This is a genomic window from Butyrivibrio sp. (genome assembly GCF_024699075.1).
In genome coordinates, this window is sequence record NZ_JAILQF010000240.1 from 17,884 (window position 1) to 44,316 (window position 26,433).

The following is a 26,433-nucleotide window of genomic DNA, read 5'->3' on the forward strand; positions in this document are numbered from 1 at the left end:
TAATTCATTTTGTGTAAATCAGGATGTGGGTCCAAGTTTCTTTTTGATGATATCCACATTTTTAACAAGATCCTCATCTGTGGAAAGCTTACCTTTTATACGGCTTATTCCTGACATGACCGTTGTGTGGTCTTTCTTTCCAAGGATCCTTCCAATTTCTTCAAGTGATATATCAGTCATTTCTCTGCAAAGATACATGATGATCTGTCTTGGAAGTACGATTTCTGAGTTACGCTTTCTTGATACAACATCCTCCTGTCTTACGCCGTACTGCTCACATACAGTGTTAACGATAAGCTGCGGAGTTATTATCTTATTTTCCTCAGGAGATATGATATCTCTCAAAGCTTCTTTTACATTATCAATATTGATCTCAACGTTATTAAGTCGTGAATATGCGATTATCTTATTGAATGCACCCTCAAGCTCACGGATATTGCTCTTAATATTGGTAGCAATATATTCAAGGATCTCGTCGTCTATATGATTGCCGAAGTTCTCAGCATTCTTACGAAGGATAGCCATTCTTGTCTCGTAGTCAGGTGTCTGAATATCAGCAATAAGGCCCATTTCGAAACGTGATCTGAATCTCTCTTCAAGAGTTTCCATTTCCTTTGGAGGACGATCAGATGAAAGGATTATCTGCTTACCTGCCTGATGAAGCTCGTTGAAGGTATGGAAGAATTCTTCCTGAGTTGATTCCTTACCTATAATAAACTGAACATCATCGACCATAAGTACATCAACTGTACGGTACTTCTCACGAAGCTTGGACATTGATTCCTGCTTACCTGAACGGATTGATTCGATAACTTCGTTGGTGAATGCTTCTGATGTTACATATAAAACCTTGGCAGATGAATTGTGCTCCATAATGAAATGTCCTATGGAATGCATAAGGTGAGTCTTACCAAGTCCCGGACCTCCGTATAGGAAAAGAGGATTATAACTTTCTCCCGGAGATTCTGCTACTGCAAGAGAAGCAGAGTGGGCAAATTTATTATTGGATCCTACTACGAAAGTATCAAATCTGTACTTAGGGTTAAGATTTGAGTTTTCATAGTTTATGCCTGAATTTGAAGACTCTTTGTTTATGTCAAAAGAGTCTGTCTTTTCATTATTAATATTGGCATCTTTTTGAAGTATAAAAGAAACATCAACAGCTTCTCCTATAAGTTCAGAGATTGCCACCTTAAAGAAGTTCTGATAATGAGTCATTATATAATTATGGGCTATTGAATTATCAGAAGGTATCAGAATGAAAACAACGCCGCCTGTATATTCATAGAAAGAAAGAGGCTCTATCCAGGTATGATAAGAAATATCAGTTATACCTGATTCCTCTCTTACGGCATCTTTAATATGATCCCAGCTGTCACTTAATATAGAAGTAATTTCGTCGGATAACATAGATTCCCCCATTAATATATAGTAGAATAAATTAATTTTATCGTAAAAAACTCTAAACATCAATTTTGCAGAATTGTGGATAACTTTTTGTAAATATTCGGAATAAATTTTATAAAAAAGTTATACACTGCCAATGTTAAGAACAAAATCAACACCAAAAAGGTGGATAAAATCCCAAAAGACCATTTTTTTATATCTGAAAAAAGGACTTTATCCACACTTTTTCCACAAATTGTGGATTTTTATTATAAAAAACAAGTAAAACACAAGTTATCCACATTTTCTATATTTGGTTGTGGATAATATATTTTTATACAAGATATTGATAAAAAAATTGTGGATAACTTTTTTCATATTTTTTTATTCCGTAACATACGGACAATTTAACGTATAATCATACTTGACTAAAAGAATGATTTTATATATAATTAGAACGATTTTTTCCACACAGGAATAATTACAGACCTATCAAAATCTGTTTTCCTGTCAGGGAAACGGATTTTATTTCCCGAGTCAAGATCTTGTAACTACAGGATTTTGCACTTGTATTATTTTTGTAAAGGAGGTGTTACAAGACATGGCAAAGATGACATTTCAGCCGCATAAGCTTCAGCGTAAGAGAGTACACGGTTTCAGAGCTAGAATGAGTACTCCAGGTGGAAGAAAAGTGCTGGCTGCCAGAAGACTTAAAGGTAGAAAGAGATTATCCGCTTAAGGATACTTGACGTAAAGGCTGCATTTAATATAAATGTAGCCTTATTTTTTAATTAAATGAAATCAATAAGAAAATCACAAGACTTTAAAAATGTATATAACAATGGTAAATCCATTGCTGATAGGTATCTGGTTGTGTATGTGTGGGAAAATAAGACGCAGGATAGCTATCTTGGTATTTCCTGTTCCAAAAAGATCGGAAATAGTGTTGTAAGGCATCACTTTGCAAGACTTATCCGTGAAATCGTGAGGCTACATGAACAGATGTTCAATAGTGGTTTGAACATCGTAGTCGTTGCCAGATCAGCAAGTAAGGACGCTGATTATCACACGCTTGAGGATTCTTTTCTTAAGCTTATGGCAAGAGCTCATTTAATGCAAAATAATGAGCAGGTCTGATCTGTAGTTGCAGGTATCTTTTTAATATAGAAGATATTACTTTTCAGATTGTAGTAAAGCTGCATGTAACTATGAATATATGTGACGTCCATGATCTATAAGGGGGTGCACATGAAAAAACTATTTATTTTTCTGATCAGGTTCTACCGGAAATATATATCGCCTTTTAAGAGCACTAAATGTCCCTATATACCGACATGTTCTGAATATGCTCTTGAAGCGGTTACCAAATACGGCGCTCTAAAGGGTGGGTTACTTGCATTATGGAGGATACTCAGATGCAATCCATTTTCCAGCGGCGGATATGATCCGGTTCCCTGAAAAGAGGGCAAGCGGAGGACTGCTTAAATGTTCGAATTTATTGCAGTAATTCTGGGTTACATCATGAACGCTATTTATGTCGTTCTTGCCGGAATTGCAGGGTTATTTACAAACAGTGATGGAAGCATTGCTGTCGGCAATATTGGTATTGCCATTATTCTTTTTACACTTATTATTTATGTAGCTATGCTGCCTCTTACTTACAGACAGCAGAAGTTCAGTAAACTTCAGGCTAAGATGCAGCCTGAAATTAAAGCTATTCAGGATAAGTATAAAAACAAAAAAGATACAGATTCACAGATGGCTATGAACCAGGAGATTCAGGCTGTATATGGCAAATATGGCGTATCTATGTCAGGTAGCTGTGTTCAGATGATACTTCAGATGGTTATTCTTCTTCCTCTGTATCGTGTTATTTATAACATTCCAAAATACGTTCCAGCTGTTAACGAAGTATTCTCAGATCTTGGTAATGCTCTTGTTAATCTTGGCGATTCAGCTACTGAAAAAGTAACAGGTCTTCTTTCAGGATCCGCAAGTGCTGCAGCTATTATTAAAGAGATGACAGAGAATGGAGCATCAAGTGACTATTATGCACAGCTCCTTAACAAGTTCTCAACAGCTAACTGGACAGAGCTTTCAGATTGGGCTTCATCAACAGGTAACACAGATCTTGTTAATACTATCAACACAACATCTTCTAATGTTGATACTATGAACAGCTTCCTTGGACTTACCATTTCAAACTCACCTCAGTACATGTTCTCTGAGGCTATTGAGAAGTTCAATTCAAGCGGATTTTCTGCAGGTGTGATAATTGCTATTATTCTTGCTGTAATCGTTCCTGTACTTGCTTTCCTTACACAGTATCTGTCAGTTAAGCTTACAACTTCAATGACACAGTCAGGCCAGAAGCTTGATCCTAACGATCCTGCTTCTCAGATGCAGAACTCCATGAAGACTATGAACGTAGTAATGCCTATTTTCTCAGCATGGATCTGTTTCACACTTCCTGCAGGTATGGGTATCTACTGGATCGCAGCTGCTGTTATCCGTACAATCCTTGCTATCATCGTTAATCACCGTATCGACAAGATCGACATTGATGCAATGATCGAAGAGAACCAGGCTAAGTACCAGAAGAAGCTTGAGAAGAGAAAAGACCTTACACCAGGCCTTACTAACTACGCTAACTTCTCTAACAGAAACCTTACTTCTCTTACTAAAGAGGTTACTACAAGCTCTGTTTCTGAAGATGATCGTACAAGAAGACTTGAAGAAGTAGGAGCTTTATACGATTCTGGAAAGGCACGCAAAGATTCACTTTTAAATGCTGCCAATATGGTAAAAGAATACGATAGAACTCACTAATTGATATATGTAAACTAGGAGACTAAAGATGAGTGAATATAAAGAATATGCTGCAAAAACAGTTTCCGAGGCAATAACAGAAGCTTGTGCGCAGTTATCAGTTACATCTGACCGCCTTGATTATCAGGTAGTCAGCGAAGGATCTACAGGTTTCCTCGGAATGGGAATCAAACCTGCTATTATCAAAGCTCGTATTAAGGAAGAGGAAGTTAAAGCCGAAAACTCTTTTGAAGAAAAAGAAGTTTCTGCTCCTTCAGAACCGGTAGTAGTTAAAGAAGAAACTCTTGAAAATAAAGAAAGCGAAGTTTCAAATGAAACAGTAAGCGAAGACAAAGCTCCTGCATCTTTTGACGAAGAAGCTATTGTATCTGCTGCAAGAGTATTCCTTGATGACGTATTTAAGGCAATGGAAATGCCTGTAGAACTTGATATTACTTTTGATAAAGAAAATATCGTTCTTAATATAGATCTTAAGGGCGCAGATATGGGTGTTCTTATCGGTAAGAGAGGTCAGACACTTGATTCCCTCCAGTACCTGGTATCACTTGTAGTTAACAGAGGCCAAGAAGATTACATCCATGTAAAGGTTGACACTGAGAATTATCGTCAGCGTCGCAAGGCTACACTTGAAAACCTTGCCAAGAATATCGCTTATAAGGTTAGAAAGACCAGAAGAAACGTATCTCTTGAACCAATGAACCCTTACGAAAGAAGAATCATTCACTCAGCACTTCAGAATGACCGTTATGTTACAACTCATTCAGAAGGCGAGGAACCATATCGCAGGGTTGTTGTTACACTTAAGAAATAATATTCGGCCTCTATTATAGGTAGAGGTGAAGAGTAAGATTTTACTATACACCCCGCTTTTTAGTGGGGTGTATTTTATGAGTTTGAAAATAATATTTTCAAACTCATTAGTCACTCGTTTCACTCGCGACATGAGGTTATGAGTATGAAAATAATATTTTCATACTCTCAGAAGTGGTGTAGAGAGCTCCACCACTTCAACCATTAGTCACTCGTTTCACTCGCGACATGAGGTTATTATGATACATACAAATGAAGATACAATTGCTGCAATAGCGACTGCAGCCAGTGATGCAGGTATAGGAATAATACGTGTGAGCGGCAGTAAAGCTGTAAGCGTTGTATCACGTTTTTATCAGAACTCAAAACATGAATATGACCTTGAACAGCATGCAAACGGAACTATCCGCTTTGGATATTTTTGTGATGCAAAAGGCAATCTTATAGATGAAGTCATGGTATCAGTTATGAGAGCTCCTCATTCTTATACCAAAGAAGACGTTATTGAAGTTAATACTCATGGCGGAACCATGGTCATGCAGAAGATCCTTCACGAACTTATATCTGATGAGAATGAATGCCGACTTGCAGAACCAGGAGAATTTACAAAAAGAGCTTTCCTTAACGGAAGAATTGACTTAACAAGAGCAGAAGCTGTAATGGATATTATAGAGGCTAAGTCAGAATTTGCCTTATCTAATTCTGAGAAACAGCTTCGCGGTGATATGCGAAACATCATTGTAGATATGAGAGCACAGATCATTTATGAGATGGCTTTTATCGAATCTGCTCTTGATGATCCTGAAAATTATGATCTGACAGATTATTCATCCCGGATCATGCCAATGTGCGACAAACTTATACGAAAATGCGATAACCTACTCAAAAGCGCTGACGAAGGAAGAGTACGTGCTACAGGTCTTAGCACAGTAATTATTGGAAAGCCTAATAGCGGTAAGTCTTCACTTCTTAATGTACTTACAGGTGAAGAGACTGCAATCGTTACTGATATCGCAGGTACTACAAGAGATGTTATCGAGCATGACGTTAAGATTGATAATATACTCCTTCATGTAATAGATACAGCCGGAATCCGCGATTCTGCTGATAAGATAGAAGCTATAGGTGTTGAGAAAGCAAGAAAATTCGCCAAAGAAGCTGAACTTATTATATATATGGTAGATTCCACTTCACAGGTCGGCGATGAAGATATAGAGATTCTCACATCTGTAAAAGATAAAAAGATAATCGTCCTCCTTAACAAGACCGATAAGGAAGATGAGATAATAATTACAAAAGAAAATATACAAAAGCTATTGGAAACTGTTGGTATTAACACTGGCGTTCCAATTATCACCACATCTATGATATTAGGAAACGGAATAGATGATCTAAAGAATGCGATCAGTGATCTTTTCTTTAATGGTAAGCTTGTCCCGGAAGATGAAATATATATTACTAACCTTCGTCATAAGCAGCTTCTTGAAAAAGCTGACAGATCTCTTAATCTTGTAAGAGACTCTATTGAACAGGGACTTAGCGAAGACTTCTATACAATAGATCTTCATGATGCATATGAAAGTCTCGGTCTTATCATAGGTGAAGAAGTAGGAGATGACCTTGTAGAAGAGATATTCTCTAAATTCTGCATGGGTAAATAACTCATTATTAATATAGAAGCTAATATTTTTTTAAATATAGAAATACCATTTATATATTAAGGATAATTATGATTAATACCGTATTTGATAATGTTGATGTATGTGTAATAGGTGCCGGTCACGCCGGATGTGAAGCAGCTCTTGCCTGCGCACGTCTTGGTCTTGAAACAGTTGTATTTACTGTAAGCGCCGACAATATTGCTTTTATGCCCTGTAATCCTCATATCGGAGGATCTTCCAAGGGACATCTCGTAAGAGAGATAGATGCTCTTGGCGGTGAGATGGGCAAAAATATAGATAAGACTTTCCTTCAGTCCAAAATGCTTAATGTATCAAAGGGACCTGCAGTACATTCACTTCGTGCCCAGGCCGATAAGCTTCAATATTCTCTTCTTATGAAAAAGAAGCTTGAAGCTCAGGAACACCTTACGATCAAGCAGACAGAAGTTGTTGAACTTATAACTGAAGAAGTTACACCCGAAAGCGTTGATGCTTTTGGCACAAACCTTAGTAAAGAAGGTTATAAATACAGGATCACAGGTGTAAAGATCGCAACAGGCGGAATATATAACTGCAAAGCCGTAATCCTTTGTACAGGAACTTACCTTAAGGCAAGATGTCTTTGTGGTGAATCCATTACCTACACAGGTCCTAACGGAATGCAGCCATCTAATTCTCTTTCTGCTTCCTTAATTAATGCAGGAATTGAACTCAGAAGATTTAAAACAGGAACACCTGCCAGAATGGATGGTAATTCTATAGACTATTCAAAGATGACAGAGCAGTTTGGTGATACCCCTGTTGTTCCATTTTCATTTTCAACAGATCCTGCCGAAGTTCAGAAACCTCAGGTTTCATGCTGGCTTACATATACTAATGAAAAGACACATGAGATCATCAGACAGAACATCGACAGATCACCTATGTATTCAGGTGTTATAGAAGGAATCGGACCAAGATACTGTCCTTCAATAGAAGATAAGGTTGTTAAATTCCCTGATCATGATAGACATCAGGTATTCATCGAGCCTGAAGGAACTTTTACAAATGAAGTTTATGTTGATGGTATGTCATCATCCATGCCTGAAGATGTTCAGCTTCAGATGTACAGATCCGTACCGGGACTTGAGAATTGTAAGATAGTAAAAAATGCTTATGCTATCGAGTACGACTGCCTTGAATCAGGACAGCTTTCCCCTGTTCTTGAAGTAAGAACCATAAGAGGATGCTTTAGTGCAGGTCAGTTCAACGGAAGTTCAGGTTACGAAGAAGCTGCAGCCCAGGGTCTTTATGCCGGGATTAATGCAGTAAGACAGATTACAGGAAAGCCTTATATCACTATCGACAGAAGTGAGGGCTATATCGGAGTACTTATAGACGACCTTGTAACCAAAGATAATCACGAACCATATCGAATGATGACATCTCGTGCTGAGTACAGACTTTTCCTTCGTCAGGACAATGCTGATCTCAGACTTAGAAAAAAAGGCTATGAAGCAGGACTGATCTCTCAGGAGCAGTACGACTACCTTCTTCTTAAAGAAAAACTTATCGCAAGTGAGATAGAAAGGCTTAAGACTACACGAGTTGGAGCAAATGCGGCTGTTCAGAAATTCATGACAGAGCACGGCTCTTCAACTTTAAAAACAGCCTGCACCCTTGCAGAACTTATCTGTAGGCCTGAGCTTTCTTATGAAATTATTGCTGATATAGATCCAGACAGACCTCAGCTTACAAAAGATGTTACAGAGCAGGTTGAGATCAATATTAGATATGAAGGTTATATAACCAGACAGGAATCTCAGATAGCAGCATTCAAAAAGCTAGAAAATAAACTTATTCCTGCTGACATTGATTATGATAAAGTATCAAGCCTTAGAATTGAAGCAAGACAGAAACTCAAGAAGTTTAAGCCTATTAATATAGGACAGGCAAGTCGTATTGGCGGAGTTAATCCTGCTGATGTATCAGTACTTCTTGTTTATATTGATTCAGTTTATAAAACAGATAAGACATAAATTTATATTAGTAATTATATGAATTAGATTCGCTTTATGATAATGGATCATTATCAGTAAAAATGATTTGTAATTTTGAGGAATAAGTTTGAAAATAAAATTTTCAAACTTCACAAAGTGGTGTCGCGAGCTCCACCACTTCAACCATTAGTCGCTCGCTTTGCTCGCGACATGAGGTTAAATATGAACGATTACAGTAAGATGATCAGTGATTTTAAATCCATAGGAATAGAATTATCTGATCATCAGATAGAACAGTTTGATAAGTATTATAATCTGCTTGTTAAATGGAATGAGGTAATGAACCTGACAGCCATCACTGAATTTAATGATGTATGTCAGCTTCATTTTGTTGACTCCATTATGGCAGCTCCATATTTTGATTTTACAAAAGAAGGATTAACACTTATTGATGTTGGAACCGGAGCCGGATTTCCAGGTATTCCACTCAAGATAGTTTTCCCTTCTCTTAAGATTACTCTTCTTGATTCACTCAATAAGAGACTTAATTTCCTTAATGAAGTTATAACAGAACTTGGCCTTAACGAAGATGGAGGATCTATAGAAACTGTTCATGGAAGAGCAGAAGATTTCTCCAAAGCAAAAGGTGGAGTTTTACGTGAAAAATTTGATATCGGAACAGCAAGAGCAGTTGCTAATATGTCAACACTTTCTGAGTACATACTTCCATATGTAAAAGTTGGTGGTTTTTTTGTTGCGTACAAAAGCAACAAAATTAATGAAGAAATTGATTTGTCAAAAGCGGCTATAAAAACTCTTGGTGGAACTATAAGCTCTGTAAATAATACATTCTTACCTGACTCTGATATAGAAAGATCTATTGTAATTATTAACAAATCAAAACCAACTCCAAAATTATACCCCCGAAAAGCTGGACTACCTTCTAAACAACCTCTATAATAAATAAGAGTTCATAACGTGAATCTAAATTCAATTTCTTTGTTTCACGTGAAACATTCCAATTTTTAGCTTTGTAATTCCAAAAAAGCACAAAACTTTGTTTCACGTGAAACAATATAATCAATATTTAGTATAATTGCCCGTGAAACATTATCAAAAATCGATAATGGCGCGTGTGAAACAATAGAGTTTTGCTTCATAAAATGCGTGAAAAACGGGAATTTATAAATGTTTTCAATGTTTTTAGCTCCACGGAATTGCCAAAACTAAATAAAATAGACATCTAAAAGTCTTTTATGTTTAGTTTTGGAATGAAGATTCCAAATAAAACCACTAAAAAATGATCGCAGGCGCCGTTTGCGATTGTTTTTGTGTTTTTTATTAACGTTATAATTTGGAATCAAAGAAAATATTTCGGCGCAGAAATGGGAGATATATGGGAAGAATCATAGCGGTAGCAAACCAAAAGGGAGGAGTTGGTAAGACTACAACTTCTATTAACCTTTCAGCAGCTCTTGCTGAAGAAAACAAAAAAATTCTCGTAATCGATGCAGACCCCCAGGGAAATACAACAAGCGGATTTGGTTTAGACAAAAATGAAATAGACAGAACTATTTATCATCTTATGATAGGAGAGAGTTCTGTAGACGAATGTATTCGTCACAACATTGTCGAAGACCTTCCCGGAATAGATATCATTCCTTCTAATATTAATCTGTCAGCAGCAGAGATCGAGCTGATAGATATAGAAAAGAAAGAATATATCCTCAAAAACGAGATCGATAAAGTCAAAGACAGATACGATTTTATCATTATTGACTGTCCTCCATCACTTAGTATGCTGACAGTTAATGCGATGACAACAGCAGATAAAGTACTTGTTCCTATTCAGTGCGAATATTATGCTCTTGAAGGATTAAGCCAGTTAGTCCACACAGTAAATCTTGTTAAAGAAAGACTTAATCCAAGACTCGAAATGGAAGGCGTTGTATTCACAATGTTCGATGCAAGAACAAACCTTTCATTACAGGTAGTTGAGAATGTTAAAGATCACATTGATGAAAATGTGTTCAAAACAATAATTCCAAGAAACATACGACTGGCAGAGGCTCCAAGCTACGGACTTCCAATTAATTTATATGAACCAAAATCTGCAGGCGCAGAAGCTTATAAATTACTTGCAGAAGAAGTAATCGCAAACGAAAGTTAAATTAGGGATACGGTGAAATTCCGGAACGAAAGGGAAGAATATGGCAGTTAAAACAAAAAGAGGTCTTGGAAGAGGACTGGATAGTCTCATACCGGCAGGAGAATCAAAAAAAGATGAAACAAAAGCAGCTCCTATAATTAAGGAAGAAAGAACAGTTACAGATCTGGCAAAACAGGTTATAAAGATCACAAAAGTTGAGCCTAATCATGAGCAGCCAAGAAAACAGTTTGATGAGGATGCTCTTGCAGAACTTGCAGAATCAATCAAGCAGGTTGGAATTCTTGAACCTCTCCTTGTAAGATCAAGAGATGATCACTTTGAGATCATTGCAGGTGAAAGAAGATGGAGAGCAGCAAGAGCAGCAGGAGTAAAAGAGGTCCCTGTTGTAATAAGAAATGATCTGACAGATCAGCAGATCGTTGAGATCCAGCTTATTGAAAATATTCAGAGAGAAAATCTTAACCCTATTGAAGAAGCTAAGGCTTTCCACAGACTCATTACAGAGTTTAATCTTAAGCAGGATGAAGTGGCTGAAAGAGTATCAAAGTCACGTGTTGCTATCACAAATTCAATGAGATTATTAAAGCTTACCGATGAAGTTCAGCAGATGATCATCGACGGAAAGCTTACAAGCGGACACGCAAGAGCCCTTATCTCAGTAGAAGATAAGAAACTTCAGATCGAGCTTGCAGAAAAGATTTTTGATGAAAAGCTCAGCGTACGTCAGGCTGAAAAACTCGTTAAAGATATAGGCAAAGAAAAGCCTTCACCAAAACAGCCTGTAGTAATAGACAAGAACCTTGAAAATATATACAGGGATCTCGAAAAGAGATGTAAAGAAAAGACTGGTACAAAGGTTGCTATTACACCAAAAGGAAACGAAGGTGGCGGTAAGATTGAGATAGAATTTTATAATAACGATGACCTTGAGAAGATAACACATATGTTACTTCTGTAAATATATTTAGAATTCGCTCATCAAAAAATATTATACCTATACTAATACAGAACATAAAACTAAATAATAAGAAGGAATAGCAGATGAACAGTAATATATTAAATTATGTTGGACTTTCAAACCTGGATCCCGGTATATATGTAATAGCAATTGCAGTACTTCTCTTATTGGTACTTATTCTTTTGATCTGCACTATAAAGCAGGGCAAAGAACTTTCTCTTATGAAGAAGAGACTCAAAAAATTCATGTCAGGAAGAGATGCAGAAAGTCTTGAAGATCAGATCATCGAGCTTTTCGAAGATAACCAGTACATGAAAGCAGCATCAGACAAGAACAAGAATGATATCATTGATATCAACAGAAGAATGAGACACTGCTTTCAGAAAATAGGAATCGTAAAGTACGATGCTCTTAATCAGATGGGTGGTCAGCTTTCTTATGCCCTTGCCCTTCTTGACGAAGAAGATAATGGATATATAATAAATTCAGTACACGGCAACGAAGGTTGCTATTCCTATACTAAAGTGATCAAGAATGGAAGATCAGATATAGAGCTTGGAACAGAAGAAAGAAAAGCTCTTGAAAATGCAGTAATGAGCAGATAAAACTTCTTTTATAAAGCAAATTTACTGCACATTAGATAAGGAAAAGGATTTAGAAATAATTATATAACGAAACGGAGATAGTCATGATCGATATCAAATTTTTAAGAGAAAATCCAGATGCTGTAAAAGAAAACATCAAGAAGAAATTTCAGGACCAGAAGCTTGAACTTGTAGACAAAGTTATCGAGCTTGATAAAGAAAGCCGCCAGATCAAGCAGGAGTCCGATGATCTTAGAGCAAGCAGAAACACAATTTCCAAGCAGATCGGCGTTCTTATGAAAGAAGGCAAGAAAGAAGAAGCTGAAAAAGTAAAAGCTGAAGTTACCAAGAATGCAGAAAGACTTTCACAGCTCGAAGAGAAGCAGAAGGAAGTTGATGATGAGATTCTTAATATCATGTATCAGATTCCTAACATCATCGATCCTTCAGTACCGATCGGAAAAGATGATTCCTGCAACGTTGAAATTGAAAAGTTCGGCGAGCCTGTAGTTCCTGATTTTGAAGTTCCATATCACACAGATATCATGGAAAGATTCAACGGAATCGACCTTGATGCTGCAAGAAGAGTAGCAGGTAATGGTTTCTATTATCTCATGGGTGATATCGCAAGACTTCATTCTGCAGTACTTGCATATGCAAGAGATTTCATGATCGACAGAGGATTCACATACGTAATCCCACCTTATATGATCCACGGTAATGTAGTATCAGGCGTTATGAGTTTCCCTGAAATGGATGCCATGATGTACAAGATCGAAGGCGAAGATCTGTACCTTATTGGAACATCTGAGCACTCAATGATCGGTAAGTTCATCGATCAGCTTCTTCCTGAAGATGAGATGCCATACACTCTTACATCTTATTCACCTTGCTTCCGTAAGGAAAAAGGTGCTCACGGAATTGAAGAGAGAGGTGTTTACAGAATTCACCAGTTCGAGAAGCAGGAGATGATCGTTGTCTGCAAACCTGATGATGCATGGAACTGGTACAACAAGCTCTGGCAGAACACTGTAGATCTTTTCCGTTCACTTGATGTTCCTGTAAGAACACTTGAGTGCTGCTCAGGCGATCTTGCTGACCTTAAGGTTAAGAGCTGTGACGTTGAAGCATGGTCACCTCGTCAGAAGAAATACTTCGAAGTTGGAAGCTGCTCTAACCTTGGTGATGCACAGGCAAGACGTCTTAAGATCAGAATCAAGAGCAAAGATGGTAACTATTTTGCTCATACACTTAATAACACTGTTGTTGCTCCGCCTAGAATGCTCATCGCATTCCTTGAGAATAACCTTCAGGCTGACGGATCAGTTAAGATTCCTGTAGCTTTAAGACCTTACATGGGCGGAAAAGAAGTTCTTATTCCTACGAAAGATTAAATCATAATGCACAAATATATGAGAGCTGTCGGTCTTGCAGGATTGCAAGGCCGTGGTGCGCTCGAGAAGCTTTTGGAATATTGCGTTCAGCATGCTGACGAGCGAGATTATTATAAAAATGAAGATGATGAGATATTCGCACAGTTCACAAAAGAGTTCGCACCTGGACTGGGAGTGGTAGTATACGGCCAATTTAAGAGCGACAACCATTTTATATACGAATATTATTATCCATATATAAATGGTGGTGTGACATCATCATCTGAAGACATAACTGTAGAGCAACATGCTGCCACAGATTCTTATGCCGGAGTCTGCGACGATCCAAGAGTTGGTATCACAATGATATTCTATCTTCAGAATATGATGGAATATCTCAGGATCACAGAGAACGGCCAGAAGAAGATAACCGGTACATCTGTTACTTTGTCAGCTCTTTCTGTTCAGGGAACAATAATGTTCCCTATAGCTAAAACCCCGAATCAAAAGAGGCTTCTCAAAAAGAAGCGTCAGGCAAGAACAAAACTTGTAAACTCTGCAAGAAACGGGGATGAGAATGCTATTGAATCTCTAACCCTTGATGACATGAATATCTACACTACCATCTCTGATAAGATCCTTAAAGAAGATGTATACACACTTGTAGATAACTATTTCATGCCCTACGGCGTTGAATGCGACCAGTATTCGATCATGGGTGAGATAACAGATTATAGACTTACCATCAATACCTACACCAAAGAACCTGTGTATATCTTAAGTGTCACATGTTCTGATGTAGAATATGACATAGCAATTAACCGCAAAGACCTTTTGGGAGAGCCTGCGGTAGGCAGAAGATTTAAAGGAAATATCTGGCTTCAGGGTCATATTAACTTTGGGAAATAAAAAAGTGGAGTTCATCCTGAACTCCTAATGTATTTAATAAATAATAGATTGAAAAATTTCATTTATTATGTTAAATTGTAAAAGTGCCTTTTGTAATAAAGAGGCACTCCTACGTTTGGGTAGCTCAGCTGGATAGAGCGTCCGCCTCCTAAGCGGAAGGTCGGGGGTTCGAATCCCCTCCCGAACATTTTAGTTTTATCTGTCGTAATTTTCATTTCTAGTACATCTTAGGTTTTCCAAAATTTTTCACAAATTATCAGGCAGTACTAAACATATTGAATCTTAATTAAATTATTAATAAGTTTTAGGGGTAATTATGGGGAAAAATAAGATTCTGCTTTATACTCGCGATCATGATCTGCAAAAATTCCTGAAAAAAATTGCTTTACCATATGTCAGTTTTAGGTATAATTCAACATATGAACTTGAAGTATGTAATAATATGTTAGGAATCTACAAGAGCCTTAACGAACCAACTACCAGAGTTGATTATTGCTGCTTTTATTTGGAAGATGAGAAGGAGCTTGAAATATACAAGAATATAAAGAAGGACTTTCCTCATCTCCCTATGCTTTTATTTGCATATTCCAAAATTGATCATAATTTATTTTTCAGACCAGGTCTTTTACCAGAACTTCTGGTCACAATAGATATAGATTCAAAAACTGCGCTTAAAGTAATAATCGATATAGAAATTGCGATGAACAACATAAAAGAGTATCTGGACAGCTATCAGCCGGACGAACTTAAAGATCATCGAAAAAGCATTCAGTCAAAGCTGGATAGAAATAATATTACTCTTATAAGCGGTGAAGAAATAATAAGCATTGAAACTGATAAGTCATCCGGAAAACGCCTTCAAAAAATCCTGACAACCAGAGGAGAGTATTTTTCCAGTTTAAGTATTTCCGAAATCGAAGAGATTTTTGCTACAATGTTATACAGGTGTAGAAGAGATGCACTTATCAACAAAAGCCTGATCGTAGGATATAATATCAACAATTTAGAAGTCCAGTTATTATCAGGCAATTATGAATATACCGTTAAAGCTTCAAGAGACAAATTAAATGAAATACAAAGCGCCTGCGACGTATTTTTAAAAAATGCCATGGCGTGCTAAATTTTATCGTCATAAGCTGCATACGTAACTAGCAGCATGGAGACTCACATGAACTGCACTAACTGCCAAAGAGAAATACCTGATAACATCAAATTCTGTCCGCATTGCGGCCAGCCTGTACAGATCAAGAAGACCAAAGGCAAGGCTAAAAAAGTTATTCTTGCTCTGGTTCTTTCATTTGTTATATTAGCCTCTTTTATCGGATACAGAATTTACAGCTCCCACAATGAAGAAGAAAAGCCTTCAATCGAATATAAGTACTTAAATGGAATCACCTATTGCACTGATGGCGTAATATATGTTGATCCTGATATCACGGATGATTCAGATCCATATGTGCTTGGTACAGAAGACGAAGAACTTGTAGATGAGTGTTCTTTCATATATCTATCGACTTTCAGCCCGGATACATCGACCATATTCTACATAGCAGATATGGAAGAAAAAAAGACCGAGGTTTGCGGTTCATTATATAGCGTAAAGACAGAAGACATAACAAGTGATGCAGATGAGACCAGAAAAAGATCCACACTGATAGCCAAAGATGTCAGCGGATATTATGTTCCATCCGGAAGAGATAATGGAGTCCTGTATCAGAATGTTGACGAAGAGTTGTACTTCTATTCAGATTACGGCAACGAATATCTTATGGATATAGATGGCATATCAGACGTAAACTGCATCTATAATTATGGAAGCTCTCATATTCTTTTAACCCTCAAAGAAGGTAAGGAAAAAAGTTCAACCAGTATGTATATTGGTTCCGGATACGATGTGTACCATTACGATTCAGCTACCCAAAAGCTTAGTATAATCGATGATGATGCATCAATTCCGGTAGGGAAATACAATAAGCTTGTATATACCAAAAATATTAATAATAAAACAAATAGTATTGATATGTGTATGTCCGAGATAACTGATGATGGAATTAAAACCACCAAAATAGACGAAGATGTAAATAATATTGATGAAACCTATTTCACAGATGACATAACACATATTACATATACCAAAAAAGGTGAGCACTACGAGGATGATTATACGTATGATCTTTTTACATATGATAATGGTACGATAACAGAACTTGGCGAAATTGATCTTGCTAGAACAACTACTGAATATGTAACTTTCTTTAATTATTTTGAACCTGATGATGAAAAGAAGAATGATACCCAATATTACACAACAGGCACATCTGAAGTATTTGAATCTCCTTTTACCAAGGTACTAAACGCACAAGTTGCAATAGACGAAGGCAAGATCCTGATCCAGGCATTAAATGAAGACAGTGTAAGCTGCGTATATCTATGCGATGTAGCATATGGGAAAGAAATTTCTAACATCCAGATGGTCGCTTACAACGCATGTGTATCCGGATCGTATTCAACCAATTATTTATTCTATGCTGCGGGTGAAAAAACAAGAAACCTGTATATATCAGGCGACGGTACTTATAAGCTGATGATGCATAGCGTTCCTTCCCAAACATATGTTTACGTGAAAACAACCCCCGTCATGGATGATAATGCATATTTCTTTTTAGTAAATATGCTTGATTATGATACCAGCTCAAGCATATATGACATCTATATAAGAGATAACGACAAATATCTTTCAAGAGTTGAGACGATGGTTGAAAACATAATGATCACAGGCAAAGGCGCTGTTTATACTAAAGATAAAGCCCTTTATTACTACAGCGCTGAAACAAATGAAGTTGAGAAAATTGCTGATAGTACCTACTATTATGAAGTAGGCAACAAGTATGAAACCTCAATTTCTCTAAGTACATATATATACTAAAAATAAACTTCGTACATATAAAGATCATTTGTAGATAGTTCGGATATAGATGATTTTTTATATGTACGAAGTTTTTATATGAAAAGATTTTTTCAAATTATCCTCTAAAAGTATTTTAATTATGTAACAAGCAAAGAACTGGTGAATTTTGGAATCTTTTTAACTTGTGGTGTAAATTGGAATGCATTCCAAAAACCACCATATATTGTGTAAAAAAATATTCCAAATACAAATTAACGGCTTGTCACATATAAAAGTATTGTTTATAATAAAAATATGGTGAAGAAGAAAACATTTGCAGATCTATCTAATAGAATGCAATTTCAGTCAAAGGCATGATGCAGGGTTCTCCTGCGTCATGCCTTTTGCGCTTTTCAAGGGGGCGTTTTTCTTCTGAGAATAGGGAGATTGGAGGAATCTGCACGTATGAAGAAGACTTATGTAATCGACACAAATGTCCTGATTCAGGCTCCGTACGCGTTGGAATGCTTCGAGGACAATAACCTCGTCCTTCCACTGGTCGTACTCGAAGAGCTCGACAGACTCAAGAATGCAGATGGTGAGAAAGGAGCTAATGCAAGAGCAGCAGTTCGTTATCTTGAAAATCTCAGGATGACAGGAGATCTACTGAAAGGGGTTGATTTAAAAAGCGGCGGAAGCGTTCGCGTAGAAAAGAACTGTGTAAGCGTAGAACTTCCGGAAGATCTGCCTGATGACAAGGCAGACAACAGAATCCTCCAGGTTTGTAAAGGACTTGTGGATGAAAAGAAAAAAGGCGATCAGATAATTCTGGTAACCAAAGATCTTCTTCTGAGGATCAAAGCTCATATAATTGGTATAAAAGCCGAAGACTTCACAACAGAGCAGATCACAGATGAAGATGAACTCTACACAGGACGAAATGAGGTATTCGTTCCAGAAGAAGAAATCGATAGTTTCAAAAAAGACGGGATACCTGTTGAATGTCTGTATGATACAGATGAACAGGGAAAAAGAATCGAACTTACTTTCCATGAAAATGAATTTGTAATATTAAAGCCTGACCAGTCTGACAGAAAGTCACTGCTTGGTCGAGTACGGGCAGGCAAGGTTGTACCACTTAAGTATAAAAAGTGTAAACCTTATGGAGTTACTCCAAGAAACGTAGGGCAGTACTTCATGCAGGAAGCCTTAATGGCAAGTGCTCAGGAAGCACCCCTTGTCATCATAAAAGGTATGGCAGGAACAGCCAAGACTTTCTACTCACTTGCAGTCGGACTTGAAAAGGTATTCAACAACGTAACAGGTGAATACAGAAGGATCATAGTATGTCGTCCCAACGCTCAGTTTGACGATGACATAGGTTTCCTTCCGGGCGATGAGCAGGAAAAGATAGCACCTCTCATGAGGCCCATAATCGATAACCTGGAACAGATCCTTGATTCAGATGATGAGCAGCGCTACGGAGATGAAGAACAGCTCTCTGACAAGATAGCAGAGATCTTCGATCGTGGCATCATCCAGACAGAAGCTCTGAACTTCATAAGAGGAAGATCCATTGCCAAAACCTACCTCATAATCGATGAAGCACAGAACATGACACCTAATCAGGCAAAGGGTATTATCACAAGAGCAGGTAAAGATACCAAGATCATACTTCTTGGAGATCCTAATCAGATTGATAAACCTTTCCTTGATAAAAGAACTAACGGTCTGTCCTATGCAGCTAAATGTATGAAGAACAGTCCATACTGCTGGCAGCTGACGTTGTCTGCAGAAGAGTGCGAACGCTCCATGCTTGCAATGGATGCGATCAAGAGACTCTAAAAAAAGTAAATACTTACTGCTCTGAGTAGCAGCATTCGATCATTTCAAATCGCGCCCGTGTCTGACGATGCGGGCGTATTTGTATTGGCGGGGGATAGGGGAATCTTCCTGAGGGTGGTAGTTTATAAATGTTTTTGGAGTCCTCAAAAGTATTCTAATTCAAGGCTTAATAGATAGGATCTTATATTTTGGACTCCAAACTCGCTACGCTCAAACATGTGGATTCCAAACAAAATATAAGATTCTCTCTATCAAGCTCTTGAATTTACGAATACTTTTGAAAGACTCCAAAAACATTTATAAACTACCACCCTCAGGAAGATTCAAGCTATCGTTATTGTAATTGCGAACACTAGAAAATATCGGTATTATATATGTTATAGGGTTAATATATCTTTAAAACTTTCCATTTGATCAAGAGACGTACAGTAGAATAAATAGATTAATAGATTGCCTTATTATTTTAGAGCGTTATATAAGTAAACCATATTAGAAGCAACTATTAGGATTTCAATATAAATTCGGAAGTTTGAATCGAATTAAATATATATGTCATCAATAGGGTGTGGGGGACTGAAATGATCAAGAAAAGACTGATAGAACTTTTGGCAGATGCTGTCAAGTTTATTAAAGAGCAAGTTGTATGGAAAGTATTATCGCTTATAAGTCAGATCGTAATTGTAATCTGCATTTCTAATATTTTGTCGGATGTTGTCACATCAAGTTCTCTAATAATATCAGGAAACCAAGTTGATATCAGCGCCAAGGCGTATATCAAATATATTATTCCTGCCATTATCTGTATAGGACTTAGATTCTTCTTTGATAAGAAGGAATCCGAAAGCGCTTTTATGGCGAGTGCAGATGTGAAAAGTATACTTAGGCAAAAGATTTATTCAAAACTTCTGTCTCTTGGATCTTCCTATAGAGAGAAGGTTTCAACAGGTGAGATAACGCAGCTCATGACAGATGGTGTAGACCAGCTGGAAACTTATTTTGGGCTGTATCTGTCCCAGCTTTTTTATGCGATGATTTCACCGGTAATTCTGTTTATCGTGGTCACGTTTATCAGCTTCAAAGCTGCAATAATTCTTCTTATATTCGTTCCGCTTATTCCAATATCAATAGTAGTAGTTCAAAAAATTGCAAAAAGGCTTCTTTCCAAATACTGGGGAATGTATGCAACTCTTGGTGACAGTTTCCTTGATAATATCCAGGGGCTTACAACTCTCAAGATCTATCAAAGTGATAAAGAAGCTGCTGATAAGATGGACGCAGAAGCAGAGCGCTTTAGGAATATCACGATGAAGGTTCTGACTATGCAGCTTAATTCTACCAGTGTCATGGATATCATGGCATATGGCGGAGCAGCAGTAGGCATAATAATCGCATTGTCAGAATATTCTAAATCACATATATCACTTGCAGGCGCACTTATCATAGTACTTCTCGCAGCAGAATTCTTCCTTCCGATGAGACGTCTTGGCTCATATTTTCATGTTGCAATGAACGGAATGGCAGCAAGTGACAAGATTTTTGCACTGCTTGATCTTAAAGAGCCTGAAAAAGGAACTGAAGAATTCCCTGAAGGTGCAGGAACTATCACCTTTGACAAGGTTTTCTTTTCCTACGACAAGGATTGTAAATTAGAAGAAACTGATACCACTGATACATCGCTTAGCCCCTCCGGTAATCCGGATGATATCGGTCTTATCAATAGGCAAAAAGAAAAAAATGCTGTCCTTAAGGGCGTGTCCATGGAGATTTCCAAAGGAAGCTTCACGGCTATCGCCGGTGTATCAGGAAGCGGCAAGAGTACCATAGCTTCACTTCTTATTGGAAGGCAAAAGAGCTACAGCGGATCATTAAAGATAGGAGATGTTGAAGTTTCTACCATCAAAGAAGACGAGCTGTTTAAAAATATAACTCTTGTATCGTCAGGAGCTTTTCTGTTCAAGGGAACTATCAGAGAAAATCTTGCCATAGCAGGTGAGAATCTTTCTGATGAAAAGAAGCTTGAGGCTCTTAAAAAGGTCAATCTGACAGCGCTTAATGAATCAGCATTAAAAGATCAGTCAGATACAACTGATCAAGTATTCGATGAAAACAATATTACAGATAAAGAAGTTAAAAATAACTCTGATGCAAAGAAAGTCACCAATGAAAGCATACTTGATTACCACTTGACAGAAGGTGCGTCAAACATATCTGGTGGACAAAGGCAAAGACTTGCCATAGCCAGAGCTCTTCTTCATGAGACCAACATCTACATATTCGACGAAGCTACATCCAACATAGATGCCGAGTCTGAAGAAATAATTCTGAATACAATAAAAGAGATCGCAAAAGATCATACAGTCATCATGATCACCCACAGGCTGGCTAACGCTCAGGATGCAGACAAGATCATTATGTTAAAAGACGGCGTTATAGCAGAGAGCGGAACCCACAAAGAACTTATGGGGCATTTTGGAAGCTACTCACTTCTTTATAATGCGCAGCAAAAACTTGAGAACTATAACGGCGGAAAATGTAAGACTGATGAAATGCCGGTTCATAAATCAGGGGCACAACAATCTTCCAAGGTTATTGCAGCCAACACGAATGATGAGGGAGCAGCTGCAAAGGTCATTACAAAAGAAGAGTTAAGTACTGCTGAAGAAAAAAGGCGAAGCGCTATCAGCCTGATGTTAAAGCTAATAGTCCTCATAAAGCCACTTCTTCCAGTTATGCTCCTTGCAATCACGCTTGGCGTACTTGGATTTATATGCGCTATATTCCTTACAATAAAAGCTGCTATAATTCTAAAAGGAAGCACAGCTATAGCAGGTGGTACTTCTGTTATAACATTCACCAAGGCGGCTGCATGGACACTTGTGATAATGGCAGTATTAAGAGGCCTGCTCCACTATGGAGAGCAGTACTGTAACCACTTTATAGCATTCAAGCTCCTTGCGATCATAAGACACAATGTATTTAAAGCATTAAGAAAACTGTCCCCTGCCAAACTCGAAGGCCATGACAAGGGTAACATAATCGCGATCCTGACATCAGACATAGAACTTCTTGAAGTGTTCTATGCCCACACCATATCACCTGTAGTGATCGCTGCCATCATGACTATCATCATGGTCGTTTTTGAATGGACGATTTATCCTATAGCAGGAATCATAGCTCTTTTTTCCTATATAGCTGTAGGTATTGTGATCCCTGTTATAAGTTCAAAGCGCGGCGCCCAGATAGGCATGAAGTACAGGCAGCGTTTTGGAGATCTTAATTCATACGCTCTTGAAAGCATGAGAGGACTTGATGAGACGATTCAGTTTGGAAATGGAGAATCTCGTCAAAAAGAGATCAAGGATAGATCCACGTCTCTTACTGCTATCCAGAAGGTTCTCTCAGGATACCAGGGTGACACTAGCGCTATAACAGGCGTGACAATTCAGATCGCAACCTGGATCATGCTCCTTGCAGGCTTAATCGCGGGAGCCAATGACTTTGAGAACATTAGTAAGACGATGGTAGCAGTGGTTGCAATTATGAGTTCTTTTGGACCAGTAATAGCTCTTTCCAATCTGTCCAATAACCTCAATCAGACACTGGCCAGCGCCGAAAGAGTCATTTCTCTACTTGAAGAAGCTCCTGTGGTCAAGGAAAATACAAGCGGCCAGAAGCTCTATCCCAAAGTCGAGAACATCTATACAGAAAATCTTTCTTTTGCCTACGAGGGAGAGCCTGTTTTAAATGACCTTACCATAGGATTTCCTACAGGTAGAATCATCGGAATCCACGGGCCTTCAGGTTGCGGTAAGTCAACGCTTCTAAAACTCCTTATGAGATTCTGGGATGCTGACAGCGGAAGCGTAAGGATGATCGCAAGCGAAACTGACCCTGCCACCTTGGAAAAAGAGAAAGTAGATTCACAGGAAGAAAAAGCTGATTCTTCTAAAAAAGATGGCAATACTGATTCTAAAGAAAATACAGTTTCAGAAAATAAAATATCAGCAAACAATAAGACAGGAAATAAAACTCCATCAGACAATAAATCAACATCGGGCAATGGATCAAAATCTGATACCACCACAGCAGAGCCCGAAAGCACCGATGATACTCCTAAAGAACCCGAACCACCAAAGCCGATGTCTGCTATAGAAATGCTCAAAGCCATGCAGGCTGCGGAAAAGGAAAAGATACGAGTTCAAAAGGAGCGAGAGAACGCTTTCCTTGAAAAATCAAGAGAACTGGCTCGTCAAAAAGAAGAAGCCAGAAAGAAAGCAGCCCTTGAAGCTGAAAAGATTGAAAAGCAAAAGCGCATGACCTTAAAAGAGCGAATTGATTCACTTCTTCCAAACGCTGAGAATAAAGAAAGATCCAAAGACATAAAAGAAGTAAGAACAAAGAGTTTAAGAAGTCTTGAAGCATATGTAACTCAGGATACCTACATCTTCCATGACACAATAGCTGCAAATATAAAAGTAGCAAAGCCATCAGCAACCATGGAAGAAGTTGAGGATGCTGCCAAGAAAGCATCGCTCCACGAATTCATCATGAGCCTTCCTAATGGGTACAACACCAAAGTTGGAGAACTTGGCGATACCTTATCAGGCGGAGAGCGTCAGAGAATTGGAATAGCAAGAGCATTCCTTAACGATGCAGACATAGTCCTTCTTGATGAACCTACCAGCAACCTCGACAGCTTAAACGAAGGAATAATCCTTAAGTCTCTCAAAGAAACTGTAGGAGATAAGACCATCATAATCGTATCTCACAGAGATTCGACTATGGCAGTAGCTGATAATGTTTATAGCTTTGAATAAACGCAAGGAGAAGCATGATCATTTGTGCTTCTCCTTTTTTCTATTTGTTTCAAATGCCATACACATCTGCCATGCAAAGAGAGAATAAACTATATCCTTGGGCAGTTCGACGTATTTTATGAAACATATGGCGTCGATCCTGAAAGTCCATATTATGTACCTGAGGAAAAAAGATTGTCAGCTATGTGAAAACACTGATATTTTTTGACAGTAAAGCTTTAATTTGCTACAATTACCACAGTTTTTAATGCCTTGGAAATCGCATCATCTTCCGAGGCTTTTTATTAGATTAATAAGTGCTGGGGGCTGATGCTGCTTACAGTAATAGCGCCTTTGCCGGAATGGAGATCGAAATGGAATACAATCCAAAAGCCATTGAGCCCAAGTGGCAGAAATATTGGGACGAACATGAAACTTTCAAAACAGATGTATGGGATTTTTCCAAGCCTAAATACTACGTACTTGATATGTTCCCGTATCCATCAGGTGTAGGTCTTCACGCAGGACATCCTGAAGGATATACAGCAACAGATATCGTATCCCGTATGAAGAGAATGCAGGGATACAACGTCCTTCACCCAATGGGATACGATTCCTTCGGACTTCCGGCTGAGCAGTACGCTGTATCAACAGGTAATCATCCAAACGGATTTACAGAAAAAAATATTGAGACCTTCACAGGTCAGCTCAAAGAGCTCGGCTTTGACTATGACTGGTCCAAGATGGTTAAGACATCTGATCCTTCTTTCTATCACTGGACACAGTGGATCTTCAAGCAGCTCTATCTTGACGGATATGCAAAGTATGTAGATATGCCGGTTAACTGGTGTGAAGAGCTCGGAACAGTTCTTTCCAATGATGAAGTTATCGATGGAAAGTCAGAACGTGGCGGATATCCTGTAGTTCGTAAGAACATGAAGCAGTGGGTTATCGACCAGCAGGCATTTGCAGAAGAGCTCCTTAAAGGACTCGATGAGATCGACTGGCCACAGTCTACTAAAGAGATCCAGAAGAACTGGATCGGCAGATCTGAAGGTGTAGAGGTTGATTTCAAGATCGTAGGCGGTGGAGATTTCTCAATCTATACAACATGTATCGAGACAATCTATGGTATCACATTCATGGTACTTGCTCCAGACGGACAGACTGTTCAGGAGCTTATGCCTAGAATTGAGAATAAAGAAGAGGTTGAAGCTTACATCGCTGAGACTCTTAAGAAGACTGAGATGGACAGAACTGAGCTCAACAAGACTAAGTCAGGTTGCGAGCTTAAGGGAATCCATGCAATTAACCCTGTTAATGGCAAAGAAGTCCCTGTATTCATCGGTGATTTCGTACTTGGCGGATACGGAACAGGTGCCGTTATGGCAGTTCCAAGCCACGACCAGCGTGACTTTGAGTACTCAGAAGTACACAACATACCTAGAATCCAGGTTATCGACGGCGGTGACGTATCTGAGCACGCTTTCGAAAAGGGCGACTATCTTGGCAAGGGCTGCAAGCTCATGAATTCAGAAGAGTTCAACGGCCTTACAGTAGAGGAAGCAAAAGAAGCTATCACAGATAAGCTCGTAAAGATGGGCGTTGCAAGAAGAACTGTTAATTACAGATTCCGTGAATGGATCTTCGCTCGTCAGCGTTACTGGGGTGAGCCAATGCCTATCGTATATCTTGAGGACGGCTCAATCCACGTACTTGATGATGATGAACTTCCTCTTGAGCTTCCTGTACTTGAAGATTACAAAGGCAAAAATGGTAAAGCACCTCTTGATAATGCTACAGACTGGAAGAACTATGATCATAATGGCGTAAAGGGAACAAGAGAGACCTCAACAATGCCAGGTTCTGCAGGATCTTCCTGGTACTATTTCAGATATATCGATCCTGATAACAAAGAAGAGTTTGCTAATCAGGAACTCCTTAAGCACTGGCTCCCTGTTGACCTTTATGTAGGCGGACCTGAGCATGCTGTAGGACACCTTATGTATTCAAGAATCTGGAACAAGTACCTCTACAAGAAGGGCCTTTCTCCGGTAAGCGAGCCTTTCAAGAAGCTTGTACACCAGGGTATGATCCTTGGATCAAACGGTATCAAGATGGGTAAGAGATTCCCTGAATTCGTAGTTAACCCAAGTGATATCGTAGAGAAGTTCGGTGCAGATACACTCAGACTCTATGAGATGTTCATGGGCGCTCTTGAAGCTTCAAAGCCATGGTCAGATCAG

The 26,433-nt window shown here is 38.3% G+C and carries 18 protein-coding genes, 1 tRNA gene and 2 pseudogenes; 20 read left to right on the plus strand and 1 reads right to left on the minus strand.

All coding sequences use genetic code 11. The features are described 5' to 3' along the window. Nucleotides 1–18: 18 nt before the first annotated feature. The gene (gene dnaA / locus K6G87_RS09780; RefSeq protein WP_296836470.1) at nucleotides 19–1,410 is read right to left on the minus strand and encodes a chromosomal replication initiator protein DnaA; all 1,392 of its coding nucleotides are present in this window, start codon (nucleotides 1,408–1,410) and stop codon (nucleotides 19–21) included. A 577-nt stretch (nucleotides 1,411–1,987) separates the two neighbouring features. On the opposite strand from dnaA, the gene rpmH reads away from it, so the two are divergent. From rpmH to leuS, 20 genes and pseudogenes are all read left to right on the plus strand, one after another. Further along, nucleotides 1,988–2,125, plus strand: a complete 138-nt coding sequence (gene rpmH, locus K6G87_RS09785; RefSeq protein WP_022753299.1) for a 50S ribosomal protein L34 — start codon at nucleotides 1,988–1,990, stop codon at nucleotides 2,123–2,125. A 56-nt stretch (nucleotides 2,126–2,181) separates the two neighbouring features. Then, nucleotides 2,182–2,523, plus strand: a complete 342-nt coding sequence (gene rnpA, locus K6G87_RS09790) for a ribonuclease P protein component (protein ID WP_296836472.1) — start codon at nucleotides 2,182–2,184, stop codon at nucleotides 2,521–2,523. A 111-nt stretch (nucleotides 2,524–2,634) separates the two neighbouring features. Next, the gene (yidD, locus tag K6G87_RS09795; protein WP_296836474.1) at nucleotides 2,635–2,844 is read left to right on the plus strand and encodes a membrane protein insertion efficiency factor YidD; all 210 of its coding nucleotides are present in this window, start codon (nucleotides 2,635–2,637) and stop codon (nucleotides 2,842–2,844) included. A gap of 27 nt (nucleotides 2,845–2,871) precedes the next feature. Then, nucleotides 2,872–4,215 (plus strand): YidC/Oxa1 family membrane protein insertase, encoded by a 1,344-nt coding sequence (locus tag K6G87_RS09800; protein WP_296836477.1) that lies wholly within the window; start codon nucleotides 2,872–2,874, stop codon nucleotides 4,213–4,215. Between the two features lie 28 nt (nucleotides 4,216–4,243). Then, nucleotides 4,244–5,026, plus strand: coding sequence for an RNA-binding cell elongation regulator Jag/EloR (gene jag, locus K6G87_RS09805; RefSeq protein ID WP_296836479.1), 783 nt, complete (start codon nucleotides 4,244–4,246; stop codon nucleotides 5,024–5,026). A gap of 238 nt (nucleotides 5,027–5,264) precedes the next feature. Further along, nucleotides 5,265–6,686, plus strand: coding sequence for a tRNA uridine-5-carboxymethylaminomethyl(34) synthesis GTPase MnmE (mnmE, locus tag K6G87_RS09810; protein ID WP_296836481.1), 1,422 nt, complete (start codon nucleotides 5,265–5,267; stop codon nucleotides 6,684–6,686). A 68-nt stretch (nucleotides 6,687–6,754) separates the two neighbouring features. Beyond that, nucleotides 6,755–8,704 carry a tRNA uridine-5-carboxymethylaminomethyl(34) synthesis enzyme MnmG gene (gene mnmG / locus K6G87_RS09815; protein WP_296836482.1) on the plus strand — a complete coding sequence of 650 codons (1,950 nt, stop codon included), beginning with the start codon at nucleotides 6,755–6,757 and terminating at the stop codon, nucleotides 8,702–8,704. Between the two features lie 183 nt (nucleotides 8,705–8,887). Beyond that, nucleotides 8,888–9,625: a 16S rRNA (guanine(527)-N(7))-methyltransferase RsmG gene (gene rsmG, locus K6G87_RS09820; protein WP_073389368.1), complete on the plus strand. Its 738-nt coding sequence runs from the start codon at nucleotides 8,888–8,890 to the stop codon at nucleotides 9,623–9,625. Between the two features lie 436 nt (nucleotides 9,626–10,061). Beyond that, on the plus strand, nucleotides 10,062–10,835 hold the full coding sequence (locus tag K6G87_RS09825) for a ParA family protein (RefSeq protein WP_073389370.1): 774 nt from the start codon (nucleotides 10,062–10,064) through the stop codon (nucleotides 10,833–10,835). A 40-nt stretch (nucleotides 10,836–10,875) separates the two neighbouring features. Beyond that, nucleotides 10,876–11,793: a ParB/RepB/Spo0J family partition protein gene (locus K6G87_RS09830; RefSeq protein ID WP_296836487.1), complete on the plus strand. Its 918-nt coding sequence runs from the start codon at nucleotides 10,876–10,878 to the stop codon at nucleotides 11,791–11,793. A gap of 83 nt (nucleotides 11,794–11,876) precedes the next feature. Continuing rightward, a complete protein-coding gene (locus tag K6G87_RS09835) occupies nucleotides 11,877–12,398 on the plus strand; it encodes a DUF4446 family protein (RefSeq protein WP_073389373.1) in 522 nt (173 codons plus the stop codon). An 83-nt stretch (nucleotides 12,399–12,481) separates the two neighbouring features. Continuing rightward, nucleotides 12,482–13,771 carry a serine--tRNA ligase gene (gene serS / locus K6G87_RS09840; RefSeq protein ID WP_296836490.1) on the plus strand — a complete coding sequence of 430 codons (1,290 nt, stop codon included), beginning with the start codon at nucleotides 12,482–12,484 and terminating at the stop codon, nucleotides 13,769–13,771. 6 nt (nucleotides 13,772–13,777) lie between these two features. Further along, nucleotides 13,778–14,659, plus strand: coding sequence for a DUF3881 family protein (locus K6G87_RS09845; RefSeq protein ID WP_073389376.1), 882 nt, complete (start codon nucleotides 13,778–13,780; stop codon nucleotides 14,657–14,659). 113 nt (nucleotides 14,660–14,772) lie between these two features. Next, a tRNA-Arg gene (locus K6G87_RS09850) sits at nucleotides 14,773–14,846 on the plus strand. A gap of 129 nt (nucleotides 14,847–14,975) precedes the next feature. Further along, complete coding sequence (locus tag K6G87_RS09855) at nucleotides 14,976–15,779, plus strand: LytTR family transcriptional regulator DNA-binding domain-containing protein (protein WP_296836493.1); 804 nt, start codon at nucleotides 14,976–14,978, stop codon at nucleotides 15,777–15,779. 48 nt (nucleotides 15,780–15,827) lie between these two features. Further along, a complete protein-coding gene (locus tag K6G87_RS09860; RefSeq protein ID WP_296836495.1) occupies nucleotides 15,828–17,585 on the plus strand; it encodes a zinc ribbon domain-containing protein in 1,758 nt (585 codons plus the stop codon). Nucleotides 17,586–18,011: 426 nt separating this feature from the next. Then, a complete protein-coding gene (locus K6G87_RS09865) occupies nucleotides 18,012–19,391 on the plus strand; it encodes a PhoH family protein (RefSeq protein WP_296836497.1) in 1,380 nt (459 codons plus the stop codon). Nucleotides 19,392–19,969: 578 nt separating this feature from the next. After that, a pseudogene (locus tag K6G87_RS19810) lies at nucleotides 19,970–22,864 on the plus strand (ABC transporter transmembrane domain-containing protein); the annotation flags it as partial. Between the two features lie 279 nt (nucleotides 22,865–23,143). Further along, nucleotides 23,144–24,208, plus strand: a pseudogene (locus K6G87_RS19955) (ATP-binding cassette domain-containing protein); the annotation flags it as partial. Between the two features lie 353 nt (nucleotides 24,209–24,561). Continuing rightward, nucleotides 24,562–26,433, plus strand: a 1,872-nt coding sequence (leuS, locus tag K6G87_RS09880; RefSeq protein ID WP_296836499.1) for a leucine--tRNA ligase, incomplete at its 3' end; no start/stop codon positions are given.

Coding starts and splice junctions, on each gene's coding strand:
- rsmG (WP_073389368.1), top strand. CDS start 8,888: ATGAACGATTACAGTAAGATGATCAGTGATTTTAAATCCATAGGAATA.
- K6G87_RS09860 (WP_296836495.1), top strand. CDS start 15,828: ATGAACTGCACTAACTGCCAAAGAGAAATACCTGATAACATCAAATTC.
- mnmE (WP_296836481.1), top strand. CDS start 5,265: ATGATACATACAAATGAAGATACAATTGCTGCAATAGCGACTGCAGCC.
- mnmG (WP_296836482.1), top strand. CDS start 6,755: ATGATTAATACCGTATTTGATAATGTTGATGTATGTGTAATAGGTGCC.
- dnaA (WP_296836470.1), bottom strand. CDS start 1,410: ATGTTATCCGACGAAATTACTTCTATATTAAGTGACAGCTGGGATCAT.
- K6G87_RS09800 (WP_296836477.1), top strand. CDS start 2,872: ATGTTCGAATTTATTGCAGTAATTCTGGGTTACATCATGAACGCTATT.
- K6G87_RS09830 (WP_296836487.1), top strand. CDS start 10,876: ATGGCAGTTAAAACAAAAAGAGGTCTTGGAAGAGGACTGGATAGTCTC.
- K6G87_RS09855 (WP_296836493.1), top strand. CDS start 14,976: ATGGGGAAAAATAAGATTCTGCTTTATACTCGCGATCATGATCTGCAA.
- rpmH (WP_022753299.1), top strand. CDS start 1,988: ATGGCAAAGATGACATTTCAGCCGCATAAGCTTCAGCGTAAGAGAGTA.
- rnpA (WP_296836472.1), top strand. CDS start 2,182: ATGAAATCAATAAGAAAATCACAAGACTTTAAAAATGTATATAACAAT.
- yidD (WP_296836474.1), top strand. CDS start 2,635: ATGAAAAAACTATTTATTTTTCTGATCAGGTTCTACCGGAAATATATA.
- K6G87_RS09835 (WP_073389373.1), top strand. CDS start 11,877: ATGAACAGTAATATATTAAATTATGTTGGACTTTCAAACCTGGATCCC.
- K6G87_RS09865 (WP_296836497.1), top strand. CDS start 18,012: ATGAAGAAGACTTATGTAATCGACACAAATGTCCTGATTCAGGCTCCG.
- jag (WP_296836479.1), top strand. CDS start 4,244: ATGAGTGAATATAAAGAATATGCTGCAAAAACAGTTTCCGAGGCAATA.
- serS (WP_296836490.1), top strand. CDS start 12,482: ATGATCGATATCAAATTTTTAAGAGAAAATCCAGATGCTGTAAAAGAA.
- K6G87_RS09825 (WP_073389370.1), top strand. CDS start 10,062: ATGGGAAGAATCATAGCGGTAGCAAACCAAAAGGGAGGAGTTGGTAAG.
- K6G87_RS09845 (WP_073389376.1), top strand. CDS start 13,778: ATGCACAAATATATGAGAGCTGTCGGTCTTGCAGGATTGCAAGGCCGT.